This window comes from Paraburkholderia sp. EG287B, assembly GCF_040965595.1.
Classification (GTDB): Bacteria; Pseudomonadota; Gammaproteobacteria; order Burkholderiales; family Burkholderiaceae; genus Paraburkholderia.
Genome location: NZ_JBFRCG010000012.1, coordinates 239,500 through 261,708, shown reverse-complemented (window position 1 = coordinate 261,708; position 22,209 = coordinate 239,500). Strand labels below are relative to the sequence as shown.

Genomic DNA, 22,209 nt, shown 5'->3' with positions numbered 1-22,209 from the left:
CGGGATCTCCGGTCTGGCATGCGCCCGGCGAGGCGTACTTCCGGGCTACACCTGATCTCCGTCGAGGGCGCGACGCGAGCCAGGACGCCCGGGTTTTCCCGGATGATAGCCGATCAAAATTACGCCAATGGCGCCCATCATCGGAACTGCGAAATAGAACTGCAGGTAGCGGTTGCAATCCCAGTCCATGATCGCGACCGTGTCGCCCCCGCTACCTGAATGGGTCGTACCAGTGACGTAGCTGAGTCGTCGTCAAAGCCCCACACGATCGCCCCTGCTGTCTGGCCGCCATCCACAATGAACTCGGAACCGATCGTGAGACCGCGAACGCCGAATTTCGGCGCAACGTAGGCCGGCAGACCGGTGTTCCCGAGCATCCCCGCCGCAGACGAAATATTGACGATCGAGCCGCTGCCCGCGCTTCTCATCGCGGGAATCGTCGCCCTGATGCCTTGGAAAACGCCAGAGAGGTTGACCGCGAGCGTTTTTTCCCAATCGTGGTCGTCCAGATGCTCGATGAGTCCGTAGGTCGAAATACCCGCGTCGTTGACCAGCACATTCAGCTTGCCGAACGCGTGAACGGCGTGCTGAACCCGTTGCATCCTACGCCAAAGCCGCCGAAGGCATTCGGCGAATGCAGCGCGCGGAAATGATGCCCGGGAGTCCGTCGGCCTCGCGCGCAGATGTTCGCTGATAGGGACACTCCGGAACCCCGAAACGCCAAGCCGCGGGTCAGTAAATGTCTAGATTGCTGCCCAGCGATGGTCGGTTAACGGCCCCGATCGCGTCCGAAGACCGCTCGCAGCACGACTGCTTGGCGGATTTACTCGGCAAGGTTCTTCGCTCGCACCACCGAACCCTGGCTTCGCATGACGGCGAGGAACCCGAACTGCACATTGAACGCGAGATCGCCTGGTTAAAGCGTGGCCGGCGACGAATCATCTCGATGTCGGAAATGATTTCACGGACCAAACTCACGGGGCATCTAAGCCATTGCCTGCAACGTTTGGCGATTTTTAGCGCGCCGTCGAATAGTGGTACCCTGCAGATTTCACACTATCGTTCATGAGCCGCAGAGGGCGGGCCCCTGCGATGAGCGGTTCCGTGACCTGCAGTCAAGGCGTGAACGCCGACGTATGCACGAGAATTAGAATTAGATTCCAACGGCATATCCCATCGCTTATTGGCCGATTTGTCTCTGGGATTGCCAGATATACACCGTGAGACCACCCTTGCGATAAAAATTATTGGACACCTAATGGCGTACGGCAAAGCCGGGCTTTCACCTAGTCCCGTGTTCGGACTCAAACATATTCAACAGACAACAAAATTCCGCCATGGTTTCGAAACCCGTTGAATCACTGAACGTCGTCTCCGTAGGCAGCAAGATTCGCGGACTGCGCAAGAGACAAGGCCGTACTCTCGAAGACATCGCCACCGCGGCGCAGCTCTCCAAACCCTTTCTCTCGCAGGTGGAGCGCGATCGCGCCACTCCCTCGATCACCTCGCTCGTGAGCATCGCCAAGGCGCTCGGCGTGCCGGTAAGCTATTTCGTCGATGCGCCCACCGAAGCGGGCTGCGTGTGCCGTGGCCAGGATCTGAAGTTTTTCGGTTTCGCAAATTCCGCCGACCTCTATGCACGCCTCACTAATCCTTCTGGCGGACGCCAGCTCGAAGCCATTCTCGTGCGTATGCCACCCGGCGAGCGCTCCAGCGAAGTCACCACGCACGCAGGCGAAGAGTTCCTGCATGTGCTCTCTGGTGAAGTGACACTCACGCTAGAAGGTCAAACATTCGTGGTCCGCGCGGGCGACAGCGCGCACTACGAATCGACAGTGCCGCACGCCTGGAGCAATATGTCCGATCAGGAGACCGTGCTCGTCTGGGTGGGGACGCCGCGTCTGTTCTGAGCTGCGGCCATACGAGCATATGTGCGCGTAGCGGTCAGGGTTCCTCTGTTTCCGTCTCCTTCGTGCGTTGCGCAGCTTCCTCTCTTCGGCGCGGCGGTACGCGATGCACGGGTCTTGCCGCCACGCGCGACGCCACCGCGTAGTAAAGCACTGGCGTGAACACGAGCCCGAACAGCGTCGCCGCAATCAAGCCGCCGAGGACTCCCGTACCGATGGCGTGCCGGCTCTGCGCGCCGCCGCCCTGCGAGAAAGCGAGCGGCAGCACGCCGAGCACGAACGCCGCCGAAGTCATCACGATAGGCCGCAGACGTTCGACGCTCGCGTCCACAACCGCGGCGCGCAGCGGCACCCCGCCCGTACGGCGCACGGCCGCGGCCTGCACGATCAGGATGGCGTTCTTCGCCGCGAGGCCGATCACGGTCACCATGCCCACCTTGAAATAGATGTCGTTGGGCAGCCCGCTCAGTAGCATCGCGCTCACCGCGCCGAGCGCGCCGAGCGGAACGACCAGCAGTACCGAAAGAGGCGTGATCCAGCTCTCGTAGAGGGCCGCCAGCACCATGAACACCGCAAGCAGCGAAAGGCCGATGAGGAGCGGCGTCTGGCGCGCGGCCTCGACTTCTTCGAACGCGGCGTCGGTCCATTCGCCATACACGCCTTCGGGCAAAGCGAGCGCGAGCCGCGCCATCTCCGCCATTGCTTCGCCCGAGCTATGCCCCGGAGCCGCGCGCCCCGTCACGTCGAGCGACGGATAACCGTTGTAGCGGCTCAGCATCACGGGGCCGAGCGTCCAGTGCGTGGCCGCAATCGACGACATCGCCACGGACCCGCCGAATGTATTTTGCACAGGCAGGTCGAGCAGCTGGCTGGCGTTCATGCGCGTGGGTGCGTCGGCGGCGACGATGACGCGGCGCATGCGCCCTCCTGCTGGAAAGTCGTCGACATAACTGGAGCCGAACGTGCTGCCCAGCACGTCCGCGATGCGGTCGAACGATACGCCATATGCGTAGGCCTTGTCGCGGTCGACTTCGAGTTCCACGCGCGGCCCGTCGGGCAGGTCCTCCGAGTGGACCTGCGCCACCATGCGGCTCTTGCCGGCCGCGTCGATCAGTTGGTCACGCGCGGCCTTCAATCCGTCCATGCCGACGCCCCCGCGATCTTCCAGCCGGTACGTAAAGCCCTCGGAGTGGCCGATGCCCGGCACCGCGGAAGGCAGCATAGCCTGCACGTCGCCGTCGAGGATGGTGCCGAATTGCTCGTTTAGCGTGTCGCGCACAGTCTGCGCGTCGATTTCGTCCTTGCCGCGCTGACCCCACGGCTTGAGCTCGACGAACGCCATCGCCACGTTCTGCCCGCTGCCCGCGAAGCTCCACCCCACCACGCTCGTCACGTTGCCTACGGCCTGCTGCTTGCCAAGCATCGCTTCCACGCGCTTTACCACCTCAAGCGTGCGTGCCTGCGTGGCGCCCGCGGGCAACTGAATCATCACCTGCAACTGACCCTCGTCCTCACTCGGCAGGAAGCCCTGCGGCAGCTTCCAGTACAAGAGCGCCCCAAACGCGCACAGCACCACGTAGATCGCTAGCACACGCGGGCCGCGCCGCAGTAGCGCAGCCACGACCGCCCGGTAGCCGCGCGAGGCCCGCGCCGCTTGCGCCGTCAAACCGCGCTCGGGCTTCGACGTTCGCTTCGGCATCCTTAGCAGACTCGCACAAAGGGCCGGCGTTAGCGTGAGCGCCATGAACGACGAACACAGCATCGACGCGATCATCGTCACTGCGAACTGCCGGTAGATGCCGCCTACGTTGCCGTTGAAGAACAGCATCGGCACAAATACGGCGGTGAGCACCGCCGTCACACCGACGATCGCGCCGCCAATGCGCTTCATCGCGGCGCGCGTGGCTTCGCGCGGTGCAAGCCCGCGCTCGTGCATTGTGCGTTGCACGCTCTCCACGACAACGATGGCATCGTCCACGAGTATGCCGATAGCGAGCACGAGGCCGAACATGGTGAACACGTTGATCGACATCCCGGCCCAATACAGTGCTACAAATGCGCCCATGAGCGTGACGGGGATCACCATCGTGGGCACGAGGGTGGAGCGCAGGTCGCGCAGGAACAGCCACATCACCGCGAATACGAGCACCACGGCTTCGATGAGCGTGATCACCACTTCGTGAATCGCCACGCGCACGAAGTATGCGGTATCGAATGGAATTTCGATCGCTACGCCCGGCGGCAGACGTCTGGACAGCTCGGCGAGACGCGCACGGATCCTGTTCGAAGTCTCCAGCGCGTTGCCGCGTGGGCCGAGATGGATTCCCACGGTCGCCGCCGATCTGCCGTTCAGGCGCGAGTAGAACGAGTAGTCGGCGCGGCCGAGTTCCACGCGCGCGATGTCGCGCAAGCGCACGAGCGAGCCATCCGGCTTCGCCTTCAGCACGATCTGTCCGAACTCGTCGGGCGTTTCGAGTTGCCCCTTCACGCTCACCGACTCGGTGATTTGCTGTCCGTTCACGAACGGCGCGTTCCCGAGCGTGCCCGCCGTCACCGGCGAGTTCTGCGCGGCAATGGCCGCGTTGACCTCGGCCGCCGTGAGGCCGTATTCGCGCAGCTTCACCGGATCGAGCCAGATGCGCATGGCCTCGTCGGCGTCCCAGAGCTCCGCCGCGCCAACGCCCGGTGCACGCTTGAGGTCGCGAAGGATGAAGCGGTTCAGGTAGTCACTGAGTTGCGCGGAATCGCGCGTGCCGTCGGTGGACGTGAGCGCGACGAGCATCAGGAACGTATTCGACGCCTTCTCCACGTCGATGCCCTGCTGCACCACTTGCTGCGGCAACCGCGCCTCGACCTGCTTCAGACGGTTCTGCACGTCCACGAGCGCGATGTCGGGATTGGTATCCGACGTGAAGGTCACGTCGATTTCCAGGTCCCCCTGCGCATCGCTGGTCGTTTCGTAGTACTGCAGGCCTTCGGCGCCATCGAGGCTCTCCTCGATCACGCTCGCGACGTTGTTGCCCACCTCCTCCGCCGACGCACCCGGATATTCCGCGCTGATGACGATGCGCGGCGGCGAGAGCTGCGGATACTGTGCGACCGGCAGCATGGGAATCGCGAGCACGCCCGCGACCATTATCGCGAGCGCGATGACCCATGCGAAGACCGGCCTGTCGATAAAAGAGAAGGGCACGCGCTCGCCGGTACGGTTAGGGGAACAAGGGGGAAGCGAACGGTGGTGCTTCCGCGTAGCGCGCCATATGAAGCGTATCGGCAAGTACGCCGGCGCGCATTGCGGCACCGCGCGAGCGGCCCTCTACGACGAAGCCGAACTTGCGATAGAGCGCGATCGCGGCTTCGTTGTCGGCGAACACTTCGAGTTCGAGCCTGCGCAGGCCCAGCGAATGGTCGGCACAGGCGACGATCGCCGCCATCAGCGCGCTGCCCACGCCACGACGCTGCCAGGCGTCGTGCACGCCGAAGCCCACGCAAGCGCAGTGTGAGCGGCGCGCCTTCGCGACATCGAGCTGCGATTGTCCCACCACGCGTCCGTCGATATCGGCGCAAATCGTGATGCAGCCGGGCGCCCGGCTCTCATACCACGCGCGCAAGGATTCGGGGGTGCGCCACCCGCTCAATAGCGTGCCGTGGCGCACACCTGGCTGATTCATCAAGTCGGCGATCGCCTCGAAATCGGCGGGCTCGCAGGTGCGCACGCGAATAGTACCAAGTGACGCGAACGCGGGCGATGGTGTCGGGACGTGCATGGGGATCACTCCGGGGTGAGGGGCAGCGGATCGTGCAGGCGCGCCATCAAGAAGAAGTCGGCGAGTACTCCTTCGCGCAATACTGCGCCGCGCAAACGCGCCTCGACTTCGAAACCGCACTTTCGGTAAAGCGCGATCGCGGCAGCATTGTCGGTATAGACGTGAAGCTGGAGCCGCCGTAGGCCCAGCCAGTTGTCGGCGAAGTCGAGGATTTGCTCCATGAGGAGCGTTCCGACGCCCCGACGCTGCCAATCGTCGTGTACGTTTATGCCGATCTCGCCGACGTGCGCGCGGCGCAACTTCTGCGGATGCAGTTCAGCTTCGCCCACGATTGTCTCGCCCACCAACGCGCCGATGATGACGGCCGGCGATACCACGTTCGCGATCCACTCACGGGTCTGTGCGACCGAACTATACGGTGGCTCTGCATTGCCCCGCACTATTGACGGGCTGTGCCCCAGCGCATGCAACGCTTCGGCATCGCCGGGGCGCAATGCGCGCACGACGAGCCCCTCGGGTAAGCGCGACTGCATTGTTGTTCCCTTCTTGATTGAGACGTCAGGGACGGTCAGGCAGGCTACAGCGTCAGTTCAAACGACTTCACCAGCACCCCGGGAAGCTGCATGCCGCCTGTCGCGCGTTGACCCCACGTGTCTTCGGACAGGCGCAGCTCGGGCTGCGCACCCAGACGCTCGAGGCGCTCGCCCAGCAGGCCGTACAGACTGTCGTCGAAGCGCATCGCGTCTACCGGCGCAACGACACGCCCCGCCTCCACCCAGAACGTCGCAAAACGCGTCATGCCGGTCAGGCGGCAGCCCATGCGATCCGAGAAGTTCACGTACCAGAGGTTGCCGACGTACAAACCCGTGCCTAGCGCCGCGAGTACATCCGCATCCGCGAGGTCGCCGCCCGGCATCGAAAGCGACGACGCCGCCTCGCTCGCCAGTGCACCGTTAGGGAGCAGGCCGTACTCGCGCGCCGTCCGGGCGTTTGTCAATTGCGCGACGCTCCTCCCCTCACGCACGAGCGGCACGCTTTCGCGCAAATAGCCGTCGTCGTTGAAAGCAGGTGTAATACCAAGTCCGAGCTCTTCAGTGATCGAGACGCGCGCGTCGAGCGAAAGCTCGCCGCCATGCAGCCGGTAAAGCGGGCTCTGCGACGTCGCCTGCGCGCGCGCTGAAAAGCCGCCCCACGCAGCAACGCCCAGCAGTTCTTCGAGCGCCGCTGGCGCGAGCCATGCACGGTACCGGCCCGGCCCGAGCGCTCGCGGCGCGAGCGCTAGCACGGGCAGGCGTGCCGCCGCCTCCTGCACCTTGCTGGCAAACTTCGCATCGTCCCAGTTCTCGCCCGCATATGTCGTCTTGATGGCGCGGCCGCCCGGATGATAGAGCGACCAGCTGAAGCAGAAGTTTTCGACTTCGTGCCAGCCACGGCTGCCGCAACTGGATGCGAAGCCGCGCGCGAGCATGCCGCCCGCGTAGAAGCCAACGAAGTCGAGCCCGCGCGCGCATTCGGCCACCACATGGATGAGCGCATGCGGGTCCCGCAGCCGTCCCGTGCGCCGCGTCGAACGCTGCCACGCTGTCGTGTCGTAGAGCAGATGCGGATCATCAGGTGCATCACGCAGGTCCGAGCGAAGCGTTTGCAACGTCGCGCCCACATCGCGCAGATCCTGATCAGCGTTGCCGCAGATGTCGAGCGTGGAATACGCCTGGCGCGCGCCGTCGATCATCCGGAGCGTGAGCTTGCCTTGGGAGACGAGTCCCATTTGCCGGACTTTGCCGCCGTTGAAGCGAATGAAGTCCGACTGCTCTGCGGCAAAAGAAGTGAGCGCCGTTTCACCGGCCAGCAACAACCGGTCGATCGCATCGGCGAGCATCATGAAATGCGTGTGCCAATCCACCGCCACGCGTTCGCTTGCAAAAAGTGTGTCGCTCATCAGGCGCCTCCAAAAACGTCTACGTTGCTGAAGACGCACGCGGGTGACGCGTGCCCCACACGAATGACCTGCGCGGGCTCTCCCTTGCCGCAATAAGGCGTGCCGTAGACCTCTCGGGTGCTCGCGTCGCCTACGGCGACGAGACTGCGCCAGAAGCTCGCCGAAATGCCGCGATAATTAGGCCGCTTGACGACCTGCGTGAGCTTGCCGTTCTCGATGAGCCGGCCATATTCGCAACCGAACTGGAACTTGTTGCGATGGTCGTCAATCGACCAGGACGTATTCGAAGTCATCAGAATGCCGTTTTCGATGCTTGCAACCATCGCGACGAGTGTTTCAGTACCGGGCTCGATGTTCAGGTTCGCCATGCGGTCGATAGGCGGGCGATTCCAGTTGGCCGCGCGCGAGTTCGCGACTCCCGGCAGTCCGGCGCGCTGCTGCGAGAGTGCCCCACCGAGCGGCCGCTCCAGCACCCCGTTGCGGATCAGGTATTGCTTGCTCGCCGAACTGCCTTCGTCGTCGAACCCGTAGGTAGCGGCTTCTTCGCGCAGCTCCGGGTCGAACGTCACATTCAGCAACGGGGAGCCGTACTGATAGCTGCCGAACATCTCCGGCTTCACGAAGCTCCAGCCAGCGAAGTTGCGCTCGTCGCCGAGAATCCGGTCCAGTTCGAGTGGATGACCGATCGATTCGTGAATCTGCAACATCATCTGGTCCGGCATCAGCAGCAGGTCGCGCATGCCCGACGGGCAATTCGGCGCCGCGAGCAGTTGCAGCGCCTCGTCCGCCACACGGGCGCCAGCGCCATTGAAGCCGTGCCGTGCGAGTATCTCCAGACCTCCCTGCCCGAGCGCGCCGTGGTCGCCGGCAAGCGTTCGCACCTGCGTGTCGCCGTTCGCATGCGCGGCCACGCTCAGTCCTGGCATGAGGTAGCGAAAGCGCTGCTCGATGCGCACACCGTCGCTCGTGAGATAGAGTTGATCCGTGTGCACGACGTGCATGCTCGCTACGCGCTCGACGATGCGCGCGTCGAGGTTCGCCGACGCGCATTCGTGCGCGAGTTGGCCGAGCCACTCACGGCGGGTGGGAAGCGGCGCGTCGATGTTCGGCGAAGCATAGCTGCCGCTCGCAACGGGCCGGGCAATGCGGCGGTGATCGATCAACGAGACTTGCGCACATGCGAACGCCCGCGCCGTGGCGATATCGAGTGCACACTGGAGGCCCTCGGCACTGAGATCGGCGGTAGCCGCATAGCCGGCACCGGCGCCGGCCCAGGCCGTCAGCATAGCGCCCCGCTCGCGCACCACACGCAGCGGCTGCGCGACGTCGTTGCGCACCACGTGGTCCTCGACAACTTCGTCCATCATGCGCAGCGACCAGAAATCGGCGCTGCTCTTCAGCGTGCGCGCGCCCTGCACCCAACGCTCTTCGATCATGCGAACTTCTCCTGTAGCACCGCCGGCTCGTCGAGCATCGACGACGCCAGCAACGATTGCGTGTAAGGATGAGACGGCGCGTGCAGCACGTCGAGCGTGTCGCCCTGCTCGACGATGCGGCCCGCTTTCATCACGATCACACGATGCGCCATCGCGCGCATGACGGCCAGATCATGCGTGATGAACAAATAACTCAGCTTGTACTTCTTCTGCAAGTTCGTCAGCAACGCGAGCACCTGTTTTTGAATCGAGACGTCGAGCGCGCTGGTTGGCTCATCGAGAACGATCAGTTCCGGTTCCACCACCAGTGCACGGGCAATGGCGATGCGCTGTCGCTGGCCACCAGAAAATTCGTGGGGGTACCGCTGCATCGAATCGGCGGGCAGGCCCACTTCCTCGAGCAGTGATGCGATACGCATACGCCGCGCCGGTCCGTCAACCTCCGGTCTGTGCACGGCCAGCCCCTCCCCGACTATCTGCTCGATCGTCATGCGCGGAGAAAGCGACCCGAACGGATCCTGAAACACCACCTGCATGCGCGAGTACAGTGCGCGGCGGGCCCTCGCCTTGCGTTGCGCCGAGAGCGCGACCCCGTCGATGCGGATCTCGCCCGCTGCCGCGCCTTTCAGGCCGAGCACGGTGGCCGCGAGCGTCGATTTGCCCGAGCCCGACTCGCCGACGATACCGAGCGTTTCGCCGCGCCGCAGCGTCAGGTTCGCTTCGTGCAAGGCACGGAAAGTCGAGCTGCCGAACACCGAGCGCCAACCCTTGACCGCCGTGCGGTAATCCACGGCGAGGCCTTGCACTTCGAGGATGGCCGGCGCATCCACCGCGACCGGAGCCAGCTCGCGACGCGGCTCGCTATCGAGCAGGCGCTGCGTATAGGGATGCTGCGGGTTCGAGAAAAGCTCTGCGGTCGTGTTCGTTTCGACGAGGACGCCCTTTTCCATTACCGCCACGCGCTGCGCAAAGCGCCGCACGAGATTCAGGTCATGCGTGATGAGCAATATGGCCATGCCACGGGCTGCGGCCTCCTGCTTCTGGAGGTCGATCAGCAAATCGACGATCTGCTGGCGCACGGTCACATCGAGCGCCGTGGTGGGCTCGTCGGCGAGCAAGAGGCGCGGGCGGCACGCGAGCGCCATCGCGATCATCGCACGCTGGCGCTGTCCGCCGGATAGCTGATGCGGAAAGCTGTCGATGCGGCGCTCCGGCTCGGGAATGCCGGTCCGCCGCAAGAGCTCGATGCCACGCTCACGCGCCGCGCCGGCGCTCAAACCCTCGTGCAGGCGCAGGCTTTCGGCGATTTGCTTGCCTACCGTGTACAGCGGGTTCAAGGCAGTCATCGGCTCCTGAAAGACCATGGCGATATCGGCTCCGCGAATGCCGCGCATCTGCTGCCCGGTTTTCTGCAGCAGATCCTCGCCGTCGAACAGAATGCGTCCCGTGAACCTTGCATGCTCGACGAGGCCGAGGATCGATAATGCCGTCACGCTCTTGCCCGAGCCCGACTCGCCGACGAGCGCCACGCGTTCGCCGCGCTCAATCGAAAGACTCAGTTCGCGCACCGCCTGTTTCTCGCCGAAGCGCACGCTGAAGCGCTCGATTTCCAGCAAAGGACGATTCATTATTCACCTCCGCCGAATGCCGAGCCACGCGTACGCGTATCGAGTGCGTTACGCAGAGCATCGCCCATGAACGTGAGCAGCAGCAGCGTGATCACGAGCGCCGCGAAAGCCGAGAGCGAAATCCACCATGCCTCGAGATTGTTCTTGCCCTCCTGGAGTAGCTCGCCAAGGCTGGGCGTAGGTGGCGGCACGCCGAGCCCGAGGAAGTCGAGACTCGTGAGCGAGAGAATGGCCGCACTCATTCGAAATGGCAGGAACGTGATGACCGGAGTCAGGCTGTTCGGCAGCACGTGGCGCCACATGATCTGCCAGTTGGAGAGGCCCATCGTGCGCGCCGCCTTCACGTAGTCGAGCGAGCGGTTGCGCAGGAACTCAGCGCGTACGTAATCGGAAAGCACAAGCCATCCAAACATGGAAAGCAGGATAAATAGCAGCCAAAGCGTAGGCTCGAAGATCGAGGCGAAGATGATGAGCAGGTACAGATCAGGCATCGAACTCCAGATTTCGATGAGTCGCTGCCCGATGAGATCGGTTCGTCCTCCATAGAAACCCTGCACCGCGCCCGTCAACACGCCCAACGCGATGCCCGAAACCGTTAGTGCCAATGCCATCAGCACCGAAAGCCGGAAGCCGTAGAGCAAGCGCGAAAGCACGTCGCGGCCGAACTGATCGGTACCGAGCCAGTTTGTGGCCGAGGGCGCGGACGGATACGGTCGCGCCGCGAAGTAGTCGATCGTGTCGTAATGAAAATGATTGGGCGGGTAGATCGCGAAATTGCCGTTCGATTCCAGACGTTGCCGGATATACGGGTCGAGATAATTGGTCCTCGCCGGGAAGTCGCCACCGAAGATCGTTTCCGGATAATCCTTCACGATCGGGAAGTAGTATTGACCGTCGTAACGCACGACGAGCGGCCGGTCATTTGCGAGCACCTCGCCGAGCATGCTGATCGCAAACAGCGTGACGAAGATGACAAGGCTCCAATAGCCGAGCGGCTGTGCGCGAAAGCGTTGCCAGGTGCGGCGCCACGGCGAGACCGACGGCGCGTGCGGAACGGCTGCGGAATCAGCGGTCCAGGCGGTGGAACTGGATGCGGGGGTCGACGAGGACATAGCAGACGTCAGCAATGAGTTTGGTTACGAGGCCAATCAGCGTGAACAGAAACAGCGAGCCAAGGACGACGGGGTAATCGCGGCGGATAACCGAGTCGTAAGAGAGCTGGCCCATGCCGTCCAATGAGAACAGCGTTTCGATGAGCAGGTTGCCGTTCAGAAAAGCACCCACGAACGCGGCGGGCAGGCCAGTGACGAGCGGAATGGCGGCGTTGCGCAATACGTGCTTCCACAGCACGTCGCGCTCGGGCGCGCCCTTTGCCCGCGCGGTCAGCACGTACTGGCGGCCGATCTCATCGAGGAAGGTATTCTTCGTGAGGATCGTGACGATCGCGAAGTTGCCGACCACCGAGGCCGTTACCGGCAAGACGATGTGCCACAGGTAGTCGAGCACCTTGCCCGCGAGGCTCAGGTCCGCGAAGTCATCGGACGTGAGACCCCGCATAGGGAACACCTGCCAGAATGTGCCACCACCGAAAAGCATCAGCAGAAGCACGCCGAGCACGAAACCCGGCACCGCATAGCCGGAGAGCACGAGTACGCTGGTCACGGTGTCGAATCGCGACCCGTTTCGCACCGCCTTGGCGATGCCGAGCGGCACGGATATCACGTAAGTTAGCAGCACTGTCCACAAGCCGAGCGTGATGGAAACCGGCAGCTTCGAGCGGATCACGTTCCAGACGCTGTCGTGCTGGTAGTACGACTGACCAAGATCGAACGTTGCGTAGTTCTTGAGCATGAGGAAATAGCGCGTGAGCGGCGGCTTGTCGAAGCCGAATTCCTTCTTGATCTGCTCGATCTGTTGCGGATCCACGCCCTGGCTGCCGTGATAGCCGCCTCCTCCTGCGCCGGTCTCGCCGCCGCGCGTCGCATTGCCATGGCGCAGTTGCGCCATGATCTGCTCGACCGGGCCGCCGGGCACGAACTGCGTGACGACGAACGTGAGCGTGACGACGCCGATCAGCGTCGGCACCATCAGCAACAGACGTCGAAAAATGTAGGCGAACATGGTGATCCTCAGTGGACAGCCGCTTGCGCGGTCTGGGCGACCTGTGCGTTTTTCGGCTTGCGATACCAGTAGTCGATGATCCAGTCCTGGGCCCCGAACGATACGGGCACGACTGACGGATAACCGAGCGACGTCTTGTATGCGATGCGTGCGTTAGGTGGGTAGTACTCCGTCACGAGGTAGTACTCGTTCAGCAGCACACGATCGAGAGCACGCGTTGCCGCTTCGAGATCGTCGAGCGTGTTCGCGGCCTGCACCGCCTTCACGAGCGCGTCAACGGCCGGCGAGCGCACGCCCGGATAGTTTTCCGAGCCCACCTGCGAGGCAGCCGCGCTGCCGAAGCGGCGTTCAAGCTCCGCGCCGGGAATCGTCACCGGGCTGTAGAGCCAGGTGGTCATGTCGTAGTCGAAGTTGTCCAGGCGCTTCTGGTACAGCGCACTGTCGATTTCACGCAGATGCGCATTGATGCCCAGCGTCGCGAGGGCCTGCGTATAAGGGAGGATCACGCGGTCCATGCCCGGCTGGTCGTCGAGGATCTCGATGTTCATGGGCTCGCCAGCGGCATTGCGCAGCGCGCCGTCACGATAATGCCAACCCGCCTGCGCAAGCAGATCGCGCGCCTCGCGCAGATTGCCGCGCAGCGAATCGGGCGGCAGCGTCGTGGGCTGCGTGATCATCGGCCCGAACACTTCCGGCGGCAGGCTCGCACGCCACGGTTCGAGCAGCTTCAACTCCTTCTCGCCCGGCACGCCGGTCGCGCCGAAGGGACTTGCTTCGAAATAGCTGTGCAGGCGCAGGTACTGCCCGTAGAACATCATGCGGTTCATCCAGTCGTAATCGAACGCGAGGGAAAGCGCGTGGCGCACGCGCGCGTCCTGGAGCATCGGCTTGCGCAGATTGAAGAGCATGCCCTGCATTTGTGCCGGTCCGTCCGGGAAATTGGTCTGCTTGAGCATGCCGTTACGGAAGTTCTTGCCCACATACTTGCGCGCCCATTGGGTCGCGCTGTCTTCCACGTGCACATCGGCATCGCCGGCCTTGAACGCCTCGAGTTGCGTGTACAGGTCGAGGTAGAGCTTGAACGTGATGCGCTCGAAGTGGTACATGCCGCGGCGCGTGGGCAGGTTGACGGCCCAGTACGCGGGATTGCGGCGATACGCAATCTGCTTGTCGTTCTTGCGTTCGGCGATCAGATAAGCACCGCTCGCGATGGGCGGCACGTTAGAGAGTTGGTCGAATGGAACGCGCGTGCCGTCGGGTTTCATCCCCCACTTCGGCGAGAAGACTGGCAAGTCGCCCGCAATGAGCGGCGCGTCACGCTCCGCACGACGGAACTCGAAACGGATCGTCGAGGGGTTCACCACGACCGTTTTCTTTATCACCGAAAACTGCGCATTGAAGAGCGGCGAAGCTTGAGGGCTCGTGAGCGTGTCGAACGAATATTTGACGTCGGTGGCCGTTATTGGATCGCCGTTCGAGAAACGCGCAGCCGGGTTGATATGGAACGTCGCTGACAAAAGGTCGGCCGCGACTTCAACGTTATCGGCGATCAGCGGATATTCGGAGGCCAGTTCGTCCCAACTGCGCTGCATTAGCGTGTCGAACATCAGATTCTGGATGTCCGGCGCGGGTGCACCTCGCACAAGGAATGGGTTCAGTGAATCGTAGCTTTGAAAATCATTGTAGTTTTCGAAACTCAGGACGCCATTGGACGATGCATCTGGGTCCGCGTAGTCGAAATGCGTGAAGCCGGCGGGATACTTAGGCTGGTCGTACTGTGCGAGCGCCGTAGCCGCTTGCACCGGCACCCCGTAAAGCGCACCCACACCAGCTGCCAAGACCAGTGCGGAAGCAGCACCAAACCAATGCGGCGACAATCGTGACAACCTCAACTTCTTCAATCTCATCGTCTGTCTGCATGAGGACGTGCGCCGGCGTGTGGCCGATGCACAGTTCGTCGGTTCGACGCGGCAGGGGTCTGCCGCCGTCGCTCGCCACTACGGGAAACATTCGAGGCAGGCGGCCACGGCCGCCTGCTTCGTGCACTGCTCACCACGTTGCGCCGAATGTTTAGAACTTGTAGGTCGCTCCGATCTGCGCGAAGCGGCCAATATAGTTGTACAGCGACGTGTCGTAGCCCGTCTGGTCGAGCGCGCTGCTGGCAAAGATCGGATCGAACGGAGGCGTGCGGTTGAAGATGTTGTTGATACCGCCGTAGATCGTCCAGTGCTTGATGCCCGTGTAGGTGACCATCAGGTTGAACTGGCTATACGAGCCCACCTTGTCCGCTACCGCCGTCGGGGCCGCCACGGAAAGCGCCTGCGCGTACGGGCCCGTGAACATCCAGGTGAGCGCCGCATTCCAGCCGTGATATGCCCAGTCGAGCGTCGTATTGCCCTTCCAGCGCGGGAAGCTGCCGCCGAACGGCTGCGTGATGGTGTAGTTGTTGCCTGCACCGTTGATCGGACCCGTGGACTGCCCCAGCGTAAAGTCCTTCACGTACGCCCAGTCGGCCGTCAGCGTGAACGTGCCCGCCTTCGTCGGCAAAGACTGACGGAGGGTGCCTTCGAAGCCGTTCGTGTCGAGGTAGCCGAGGTTCTCGTACGGGAAAACTTCATACACCACCTGGCCTTGCGCATTCGTAACGACCTGCGACGGCGAAGCCGCCTCGCCGATGACGTGATCGACACGGATCTTGTACCAGTCGAAGCCGAAATCGGTCGTGCGCGTCGGCGACGTCTGGAAGCCGAGGTTGATGTTGCGCGTGCGCTCCGGCTGCAGGTTCGGATTGCCCTCGGTGATCGTCGAAACCGTGCCGGTGGCCGACTGCTGGATACCTAGCGTCTGCGAAGTGCTGTTTTCGACGAACGTCGGTGCGCGGAAGCCGCGGTTATAGGAGCCGTACATCGTCAGCGCCTGAACGGGCTGATAGCGCAGGGCGAAACGCGGGGAGAACGCGCCACCAAAGTCGCTGTAGTGGTCGTAGCGGCCCGACTGGCTAAACGTCAGGTTGTGGATGATGGGCACGTCGAACTGGTAGTACACCGCCGCGACGTTGCGCTGGCCGTTGACGGTTTGCAACATCGGGTTCGCCACGAGGCCTTGGGAAAACTCCGCGCCCGGGTTGATGACTTCGCTCTGGTGCAGGAACTGCGCGCCGAAGCCAACGCCAACATCGCCCATCGGCAGGTGGTACACGTTTGGCGTGGCCAGCGTCGCGTCAACCGTATCGAGCTTCGAGATGCCCTGGTTGTTCGCGTTCATGTACAGGCCATTCAAGCCGTTCGGCGTCGCGGACGGATTGGCGAAGTCGTACGTGCCGTTCTGATAGATGTTATTCAGCGTCGCAGCGTTGAGCTGGTTCGTGTAGGTGTTCGAAACGTTGCTCTGCGAGTGGCTATACGCAGTCGACCAGTCCCAGTCGCCATACTTCGGCACAGTGAACGAACCGTGGATGCCCGTGGACGCGCGCCAGAAATTCGCGTCCGTTTCTTCTGCCACGGTACGCGGAAACGAATAGGTGAGCGGCGTATCCACGCCATATGGGTTGTACCGATTGCTTGCCGGCACGACGTTGTTGAATGGCGTCAGACCGACGCCCGGCGTATACACCAGCGTCGGCGTTTGCGGGCTACCCACTGTGTTGTTCCATAGACCGTCGTTCTGTGTCGTCTGGTTATAGCTTTCCCACAAATCGGCAAAGGCAGTGGTCGTGTCGTCGATCTTGAAGTCAGCATGCACCTTCGCGCTCGCGCGCGTGGTCTCAGGCGCGATCGACATGCTGTTGGCGGTGTTGAACGCGCATACCGTTCCACCCAGCCCCGCAGCCGCTCCCAGGTAATTGCTCGCAGCCGGATGGACCGAGCCGCCATATGGGCAGTTAGTCAGCGCTTGCGCCGTCGTGGGACTCGTCTGCCAATAGGACGGCGCGAGCAGCGAGAGGCCGCCCGGCTTGTTCGTGAAGTCCTGCGCCGCCGTGGAGTCGCGGTCGGCCAGCGTCGAGCCCGCTGAATGATAGACGCTCGCGGACGCGGTGACGTTAAAGCGGTCCGCATTGAGGTCGCCGAAGCCCGCCAGAACGCCGAACTTCGTCGTGCCGTTACCGCCGCCGTCGCTCACCGAACTGCCGTAGCTGCCGTCGAGCTGAAGACCGCGGAAATCGTGCTTCGTAATAATGTTGACTACGCCCGCGATGGCGTCCGAGCCGTATTGCGACACGGCGCCGGTTTTCACGATCTCGATGCGGTCGATCGTGTTGAGCGGGATGGTATTGAGGTCGAAGAAGCTGTCGGTGCTGTTCGAATAGAAGGCGAACGGCGCAACGCGCTGACCGTCGACGAGCACGAGGGTGTACTTCTCGCTCAAGCCGCGCAGTGCGATACCCGACGCGCCCGCTGAGAAGTTGCCCGCCTGGCCCTCGCTCCAGCTATTGGCGGAGTTGGCCGAGGCCGAGCGCAGGTAGTCGGCCACGGTAGTCGCGCCGCTATTCTGAATGTCCTTCGTGGTGATCGTCTGCACCTGCTGGAAGCCCGTCTTGTCCGATTGCCGGATCAGCGAACCGGTCACTTCGAACTTCTTCATCTGCTTGACGGCTGTTTTGTCCCCAGTCGTGGCGGCCGCATTGCCTGTTTCGGTAGCATCTGACTGCGCGCTCGCGCCTGATTGCGGCGTTGCCGCTGGCGCGGTTGCATTATCGGCCGCGACAGCCACACCGCCGTTAGTCGCCGCCTGGCTCTGCGCAAATACCGGTACGGCGAACGCAGCCGAAAACGCGAGTTCAGCCCAGATTATCCTTCGAATGGCCACCGCCAGTGCCCTTTGTTTCACAGTTCCCCCTTCTCTCTCGTCGGTCACGTCTACTTCGTTATGCGAAGCAAGGTCTCGTGAACCCCCGCATTAGATTTGACGACGCTGTCGCATCGCGCCACTTTTTACCTGGATTCGCCCTCCCCAGGGCTCTTCCATTTACAGCCGACCACTTACCCCAAAAGCCTCGTGCTGCTTCACTTCTGTCACATCCACCCCTGCCGAGCCAAACCGGGCCACGCCATTCCTTATTTCTTACGTATACCTAATTAACTAATTAGCTTTGGTGCGTTGTTGCGGTTCGCTCAAACACTCACTGCTTCGATGCCACCAGCACCCAGAGCTGCGCCAGATCAGCGCTGCCATCGTTGCCCCGTACTGCATTGAAAGCCTGGATGGCTCGTGCTTTCTGCCCCGAGGCAAAATAAGCCTCGCCGAGGCGCAGTCGCGCTAGATCCTGGTGATCAAGGCCGCCCTTCACAATGAGCGATTCCATGGTCGCAAGACCCTGCTTCGCCTGCCCCGCATATACCTGATTGAATGCCGCATCGAACGGTGCGACGGCATTGGCCGGGTCGGGTGCGGCATTGGCGCGCTTTGCCGCTAGTGCCCGCAGGCGACGTTCGCGATCGGCTCCAGCATCGTGACCCAGCACGCCAGACGCAAAGCCCTGATCGATGACCTGCTTGCCTTCGGCCGTAGATCCGGCAACGATCGCCAGTTGCGTCATCTCCATGTAGTCATCGGCGCTGGAGAGCGAACCCGTCGCGCGGCGCAGGCGATACGTGTCCAGATCGAGTGCGCCGAGATAGCCAGGCTTGCTGCGAATTGCGTGCAGCAGGTCGTCCCAATATGACTGCTTTGGGTGATAAGCCACGAGCTTTTCGAGCGCGCCGCGATAAGCTTCCTGGTCGTTCGCATGCTGAGCGCAGGTACCGAGCAGCTGCAGTTGCGCCTCTTCCGGCGTATGGCCACCGCGCAGCTGGGCTTCGACGCTCGCATTCAGCAGACGCGTCGCGCTGGCATAGTCGCCCGAGAGGTAGTAGGACTCGACCAGCAGCTTGGCCATCTGGGGATCGCTGCCGCCAGCCTTCTGGTAGCGCTGCGCGACCTTGATCGCCTGGGCATAGTTCTTCTGCTGGAAGTAGATGCCCGCAAGCGCCGCCGTCGTGCGCTGCGCGTCCTCGCCCTTGAGCTGCCCGCTCGCGAGCAGCGATTCATACGCCTGCGCGGCAACGCCGTTCTGGCCTGCCGCCATGGCGGCGGCGCCGCGCATCTCCTCGACCATGTACGTTTCGTACGACGTCTTGTTCGGTACGGCCGCGGCCTGCGCAATCTTGTTGAGCGCGTCCTCGTAGTGGTGCGCGCGGTACAGCTTCTGCGCGTCGTTCAGCGGCTTCGCCACGTCGGGACGTAGCGTGCCCGCCGCCCGCGCCGCTGTCGGCACCATGGCCAGCGTCGACAATCCGCTCACCGCGAGTGCAAGCGCCGCCCTCTTGAATCGATAAGGAATGCTCATCGCTTTCGAATGCCTCACTGCATGTACTGTTCGTTGCCGATCAAGCCGATCTTCGTTGCGCCTTCGCGCTGGGCCGCGGCCATCACTTCGGCCACGTCCTTGTATGGCGCGAGCCGGTTCGGACGCAGGTGAATTTCAGCCTGCTCCGGTTCGGCCGCGACCTGCGCCAACCTGTGCTCCAGCGTCGCCTGGTCGGGCACCGGTGTGCCGTTCCATGTCATGGTGCCATCGAAGTCGATGTCGATCTGCACCACCTCCGGCTGCACGGCCGGCGGCGGCGGATTGCCCACCGGCAAGTTCATCTTCACCGCGTGCATCTGGATCGGAATGGTGATGATCAGCATGATCAGCAACACCAGCATCACGTCGATCAGCGGCGTGGTGTTGATGTCCACCATCACTTCGGGTTCGCTTCCGCCACCGCCCGACGATACGTTCATGCCCATAACCGCCCCTTAACCGCCGCGCGCCGGCGGCTCCGTAATGAATGACACCTTCGCGATTCCCGCCCGCTCGCACGACGTGATCACGCGCCCGATGGCCTCATAGCGCGTCGCCTGGTCGCCGCGGATATGCACTTCCGGCTGCGGCGTCTGTACGGACACTGTCTTCAGGCGTGCCAGCAGCGTCGGCGCATCGACGTGTTGCTCGTACCAGAAGAAGTCGCCATCGCGATTGACCGCGATCTCGATGCTCTTCGGTTGCGTCTGCAGCGGCGTCACCGTCTGCTTCGGTAGCTGGAGCTGCACCGTATGCGTCACCACGGGAATCGTGATCAGAAAGATGATCAGCAACACCAGCATCACATCGACGAGCGGCGTCGTGTTAATGGACGAGATGACCTCGTCGTCATCGCCCTCGCCTCCCACGCTCATGGCCATGGCGTACTCCTCGCTCAGTCGGCCATGACGGCGGCGCGCGGCGCGGAGCGCGCGACGCGCTTGCCGCCAGCCAGCAGAACCGTATGCAGTTGAGCGCCGAAGCCGCGGACACGCTCCATCACCGCCTTGTTGCGTCGCACGAGGAAGTTGTAGCCGAGCACCGCCGGCACGGCCACGCCCAGACCGATGGCGGTCATGATGAGCGCCTCACCGACCGGACCGGCGACCTTGTCGATCGAAGCCTGACCTGCAATACCGATAGCCGTCAGCGCGTGATAGATGCCCCACACCGTACCGAACAGGCCGACGAACGGCGCGGTCGAGCCCACGGTGCCGAGGAATGCCAGGCCGTCCTGCAGGCGGTTCGACACGTTGGTGATGGCGCGCTCGACCGAAACGTCGATCCACGTGTTTCGATCGACGGCCTCGAGCAGCGCCTCGTCGTGATGCTCGCCGGCCTCGATCGCGGTTTCCGCGATGAACCGGAACGGCGACGACTCCTCGAGCTGCTTTGCGCCTTCTGCTAGCGACGGCGCGCTCCAGAGCTGCTCGTCTGCGCTCTTCGCACGACGGTTTGCGCGGAACTGCTCGAAGAACTTGGTGATCATGATGTACCAGCTGCCCATCGACATCACCACGAGCAGCAACAGCACGAAGCGCGCGACGAAGTCGCCGTTCTTCCAGAGCGCGCCGAGACCGTACGGGTTCGTGACCGTCTCCGAGGTGGCCGGTGCCGGGGGCGGCGCCGGCTGGTCCGCGCTCGCAGCGGGTGACGGTGCGGCGATGGCCGCAGTGGCGGGCGCCGACGCGACTGCAGTCGGGGCGCTAGCCTGCGCGTTGGCAAGCTGCGGTGCGACAAAGGTATCGACCGTGGCTACCGCGATCAACATGCTTGCCGCGAGTGCGGCGTAGGAACGCTTTTTCATGCCTGCTCCAATTCATCCGTTGAACATCTAAAAATCCGGGTAATGACTCGCCACCCGATACATGGAGCCCGAGCGTCAGTTGAGACTGAACGAGAACGGAACCTGCACGCGTACCGGCTGGCCTTGCGAAATGCAGTTGAACTTCTTGACTGCGTTGAATGCAGCGGCATCCAGACTGTCGTCATTGGCCGACTGCGCCACTCGCTCGTTCGTAACGTGACCTTGCGGATCCACCACGAATTCGATGAGCACGTCGCCGGTCACACCGTTGTCCTGTGCCTCTTTCGGATAGCGGATCGACGAACGGATCTCATCCGAGTTTGGACACACGACGCCCACTTCGTGGCTCACCGGCTTCTGCACGGGTGCAGGCGGCGCGGGCGGCGCAGGCGGTGCGGTGACAGGCGCGCTGACCACGGGCGCAGCCTGATGCACGATCGACTGCTGCGGTGGTGCCTGCACCGGCACTTCGGGAGGCGGCACGAAAGGCGGCGGAGGAGGCGCGAACTTCGGCGGCGGCAGTTGCACGGTAGGCAGCGGGGGCGGCGGCGGAGGCGCCACGGGCTGGATGATCTTCGTTTCGATCGGATGCTGAGTCACCTGCACGACCTTGTTTGCAAGACCATTGACCAACGCGTAGATGAGCACAATGTGCAATACGATTACCGCGCCAATTCCGCCGTAGCGGCGCACAGGGTTCTGCTGCCTACGCCCGAATTCGCGTGGGCGGCCTGATCCGCCCGAGCGCACGCCTTCGGCTGCCGCTCCCACTTGCACTTTCATCACCACCTTCGCTCCCTCGGCGCAGTACGCCCCAATCCTGCCGCAGAAAACCCTCGTCACGTCATGACCACTAGTCCGCGTGACCGAAATTCACTCGATGTGAAATTACATTAGCACTACGAATTACAAAAACGATTCTGTACGGCAATTTCGAGCCGCTCCGGGAAACACAATGCTTTTTTCCTTGCGACTATTTGATAGTCGTCCTAACTCAATGCCTTTCGTGCCGACACCGATCCGGCCAGCTGTCCGCTCTTGCTTTCCGCCTGAACCCTTCTGGCGCCTGAGGACAGCAGCTCTATGTGTCAGTTTTGTTGAAGCGGATTGAAGATAGCAAAAAAAAATGCCGGTGAGAAAACTTTTTTTGATGGAGCAATATCATGTTTAGGCATTTGCTCTCTTATTGCGAATTCCGGCACCAATGTGGCTCAAGCGCTTTCCCGGCAATCATCGCAATGGTGCAGATCTTCATTAATTACAAATTCATCATTGAATG

The 22,209-nt window shown here is 62.7% G+C and carries 18 protein-coding genes; 2 read left to right on the top strand and 16 right to left on the bottom strand.

What is annotated here, in order from left to right:
• Positions 1 to 137 precede the first annotated feature (137 nt).
• Complete coding sequence (locus tag AB4Y40_RS23435; protein WP_368689795.1) at positions 138 to 602, bottom strand: SDR family NAD(P)-dependent oxidoreductase; 465 nt, start codon at positions 600 to 602, stop codon at positions 138 to 140.
• Positions 603 to 739: 137 nt separating this feature from the next.
• Here AB4Y40_RS23435 and AB4Y40_RS23430 point away from each other — a divergent pair, with 137 nt between their 5' ends.
• The gene (locus tag AB4Y40_RS23430; RefSeq protein WP_368689794.1) at positions 740 to 1,069 is read left to right on the top strand and encodes a hypothetical protein; all 330 of its coding nucleotides are present in this window, start codon (positions 740 to 742) and stop codon (positions 1,067 to 1,069) included.
• 268 nt (positions 1,070 to 1,337) lie between these two features.
• Positions 1,338 to 1,910 (top strand): cupin domain-containing protein, encoded by a 573-nt coding sequence (locus tag AB4Y40_RS23425; protein WP_254339465.1) that lies wholly within the window; start codon positions 1,338 to 1,340, stop codon positions 1,908 to 1,910.
• 34 nt (positions 1,911 to 1,944) lie between these two features.
• Here the strand turns inward: AB4Y40_RS23425 and AB4Y40_RS23420 are convergent, their stop codons facing one another.
• The 15 genes from AB4Y40_RS23420 to AB4Y40_RS23350 all read right to left on the bottom strand — a co-directional run bounded on the left by AB4Y40_RS23420 (position 1,945) and on the right by AB4Y40_RS23350 (position 21,713).
• The gene (locus AB4Y40_RS23420; protein ID WP_368689793.1) at positions 1,945 to 5,100 is read right to left on the bottom strand and encodes a multidrug efflux RND transporter permease subunit; all 3,156 of its coding nucleotides are present in this window, start codon (positions 5,098 to 5,100) and stop codon (positions 1,945 to 1,947) included.
• 16 nt (positions 5,101 to 5,116) lie between these two features.
• Positions 5,117 to 5,674, bottom strand: coding sequence for a GNAT family N-acetyltransferase (locus tag AB4Y40_RS23415; RefSeq protein ID WP_368689792.1), 558 nt, complete (start codon positions 5,672 to 5,674; stop codon positions 5,117 to 5,119).
• A 5-nt stretch (positions 5,675 to 5,679) separates the two neighbouring features.
• Positions 5,680 to 6,207: a GNAT family N-acetyltransferase gene (locus AB4Y40_RS23410; protein WP_368689791.1), complete on the bottom strand. Its 528-nt coding sequence runs from the start codon at positions 6,205 to 6,207 to the stop codon at positions 5,680 to 5,682.
• Between the two features lie 44 nt (positions 6,208 to 6,251).
• The gene (locus AB4Y40_RS23405) at positions 6,252 to 7,613 is read right to left on the bottom strand and encodes a metallopeptidase TldD-related protein (RefSeq protein WP_368689790.1); all 1,362 of its coding nucleotides are present in this window, start codon (positions 7,611 to 7,613) and stop codon (positions 6,252 to 6,254) included.
• A complete protein-coding gene (locus AB4Y40_RS23400) occupies positions 7,613 to 9,049 on the bottom strand; it encodes a TldD/PmbA family protein (protein WP_368689789.1) in 1,437 nt (478 codons plus the stop codon). The genes AB4Y40_RS23405 and AB4Y40_RS23400 overlap by 1 nt, the downstream gene beginning before the upstream one ends.
• Positions 9,046 to 10,677 carry an ABC transporter ATP-binding protein gene (locus AB4Y40_RS23395; RefSeq protein WP_368689788.1) on the bottom strand — a complete coding sequence of 544 codons (1,632 nt, stop codon included), beginning with the start codon at positions 10,675 to 10,677 and terminating at the stop codon, positions 9,046 to 9,048. Before AB4Y40_RS23395 ends, AB4Y40_RS23400 begins: the two co-directional genes overlap by 4 nt.
• Positions 10,677 to 11,789: an ABC transporter permease gene (locus AB4Y40_RS23390; RefSeq protein ID WP_368689787.1), complete on the bottom strand. Its 1,113-nt coding sequence runs from the start codon at positions 11,787 to 11,789 to the stop codon at positions 10,677 to 10,679. Before AB4Y40_RS23390 ends, AB4Y40_RS23395 begins: the two co-directional genes overlap by 1 nt.
• The gene (locus AB4Y40_RS23385) at positions 11,743 to 12,798 is read right to left on the bottom strand and encodes a microcin C ABC transporter permease YejB (RefSeq protein WP_368689786.1); all 1,056 of its coding nucleotides are present in this window, start codon (positions 12,796 to 12,798) and stop codon (positions 11,743 to 11,745) included. The genes AB4Y40_RS23390 and AB4Y40_RS23385 overlap by 47 nt, the downstream gene beginning before the upstream one ends.
• Positions 12,799 to 12,806: 8 nt before the next feature.
• Positions 12,807 to 14,705: an extracellular solute-binding protein gene (locus tag AB4Y40_RS23380; RefSeq protein ID WP_368689785.1), complete on the bottom strand. Its 1,899-nt coding sequence runs from the start codon at positions 14,703 to 14,705 to the stop codon at positions 12,807 to 12,809.
• Between the two features lie 163 nt (positions 14,706 to 14,868).
• Positions 14,869 to 17,625, bottom strand: a complete 2,757-nt coding sequence (locus tag AB4Y40_RS23375; RefSeq protein WP_368689784.1) for a TonB-dependent receptor — start codon at positions 17,623 to 17,625, stop codon at positions 14,869 to 14,871.
• A gap of 292 nt (positions 17,626 to 17,917) precedes the next feature.
• Positions 17,918 to 19,123 (bottom strand): tetratricopeptide repeat protein, encoded by a 1,206-nt coding sequence (locus tag AB4Y40_RS23370; RefSeq protein WP_368689783.1) that lies wholly within the window; start codon positions 19,121 to 19,123, stop codon positions 17,918 to 17,920.
• Positions 19,124 to 19,137: 14 nt separating this feature from the next.
• Positions 19,138 to 19,569 (bottom strand): ExbD/TolR family protein, encoded by a 432-nt coding sequence (locus tag AB4Y40_RS23365; protein ID WP_368689782.1) that lies wholly within the window; start codon positions 19,567 to 19,569, stop codon positions 19,138 to 19,140.
• Between the two features lie 9 nt (positions 19,570 to 19,578).
• A complete protein-coding gene (locus AB4Y40_RS23360) occupies positions 19,579 to 20,004 on the bottom strand; it encodes a biopolymer transporter ExbD (RefSeq protein WP_254339487.1) in 426 nt (141 codons plus the stop codon).
• A gap of 14 nt (positions 20,005 to 20,018) precedes the next feature.
• Complete coding sequence (locus tag AB4Y40_RS23355) at positions 20,019 to 20,930, bottom strand: MotA/TolQ/ExbB proton channel family protein (RefSeq protein ID WP_368689781.1); 912 nt, start codon at positions 20,928 to 20,930, stop codon at positions 20,019 to 20,021.
• 75 nt (positions 20,931 to 21,005) lie between these two features.
• Positions 21,006 to 21,713 carry an energy transducer TonB gene (locus AB4Y40_RS23350; protein ID WP_368689780.1) on the bottom strand — a complete coding sequence of 236 codons (708 nt, stop codon included), beginning with the start codon at positions 21,711 to 21,713 and terminating at the stop codon, positions 21,006 to 21,008.
• Positions 21,714 to 22,209: the final 496 nt, after the last annotated feature.

What these genes read in the sequence shown, in the direction of transcription:
- AB4Y40_RS23370 (WP_368689783.1), bottom strand. Translation starts at nt 19,123, where the DNA reads ATGAGCATTCCTTATCGATTCAAGAGGGCGGCGCTTGCACTCGCGGTG.
- AB4Y40_RS23405 (WP_368689790.1), bottom strand. Translation starts at nt 7,613, where the DNA reads ATGAGCGACACACTTTTTGCAAGCGAACGCGTGGCGGTGGATTGGCAC.
- AB4Y40_RS23360 (WP_254339487.1), bottom strand. Translation starts at nt 20,004, where the DNA reads ATGGCCATGAGCGTGGGAGGCGAGGGCGATGACGACGAGGTCATCTCG.
- AB4Y40_RS23400 (WP_368689789.1), bottom strand. Translation starts at nt 9,049, where the DNA reads ATGATCGAAGAGCGTTGGGTGCAGGGCGCGCGCACGCTGAAGAGCAGC.
- AB4Y40_RS23395 (WP_368689788.1), bottom strand. Translation starts at nt 10,677, where the DNA reads ATGAATCGTCCTTTGCTGGAAATCGAGCGCTTCAGCGTGCGCTTCGGC.
- AB4Y40_RS23430 (WP_368689794.1), top strand. Translation starts at nt 740, where the DNA reads ATGTCTAGATTGCTGCCCAGCGATGGTCGGTTAACGGCCCCGATCGCG.
- AB4Y40_RS23390 (WP_368689787.1), bottom strand. Translation starts at nt 11,789, where the DNA reads ATGTCCTCGTCGACCCCCGCATCCAGTTCCACCGCCTGGACCGCTGAT.
- AB4Y40_RS23355 (WP_368689781.1), bottom strand. Translation starts at nt 20,930, where the DNA reads ATGAAAAAGCGTTCCTACGCCGCACTCGCGGCAAGCATGTTGATCGCG.
- AB4Y40_RS23365 (WP_368689782.1), bottom strand. Translation starts at nt 19,569, where the DNA reads ATGGGCATGAACGTATCGTCGGGCGGTGGCGGAAGCGAACCCGAAGTG.
- AB4Y40_RS23350 (WP_368689780.1), bottom strand. Translation starts at nt 21,713, where the DNA reads ATGAAAGTGCAAGTGGGAGCGGCAGCCGAAGGCGTGCGCTCGGGCGGA.
- AB4Y40_RS23435 (WP_368689795.1), bottom strand. Translation starts at nt 602, where the DNA reads ATGCAACGGGTTCAGCACGCCGTTCACGCGTTCGGCAAGCTGAATGTG.
- AB4Y40_RS23415 (WP_368689792.1), bottom strand. Translation starts at nt 5,674, where the DNA reads ATGCACGTCCCGACACCATCGCCCGCGTTCGCGTCACTTGGTACTATT.
- AB4Y40_RS23410 (WP_368689791.1), bottom strand. Translation starts at nt 6,207, where the DNA reads ATGCAGTCGCGCTTACCCGAGGGGCTCGTCGTGCGCGCATTGCGCCCC.
- AB4Y40_RS23380 (WP_368689785.1), bottom strand. Translation starts at nt 14,705, where the DNA reads ATGAGATTGAAGAAGTTGAGGTTGTCACGATTGTCGCCGCATTGGTTT.
- AB4Y40_RS23425 (WP_254339465.1), top strand. Translation starts at nt 1,338, where the DNA reads ATGGTTTCGAAACCCGTTGAATCACTGAACGTCGTCTCCGTAGGCAGC.
- AB4Y40_RS23385 (WP_368689786.1), bottom strand. Translation starts at nt 12,798, where the DNA reads ATGTTCGCCTACATTTTTCGACGTCTGTTGCTGATGGTGCCGACGCTG.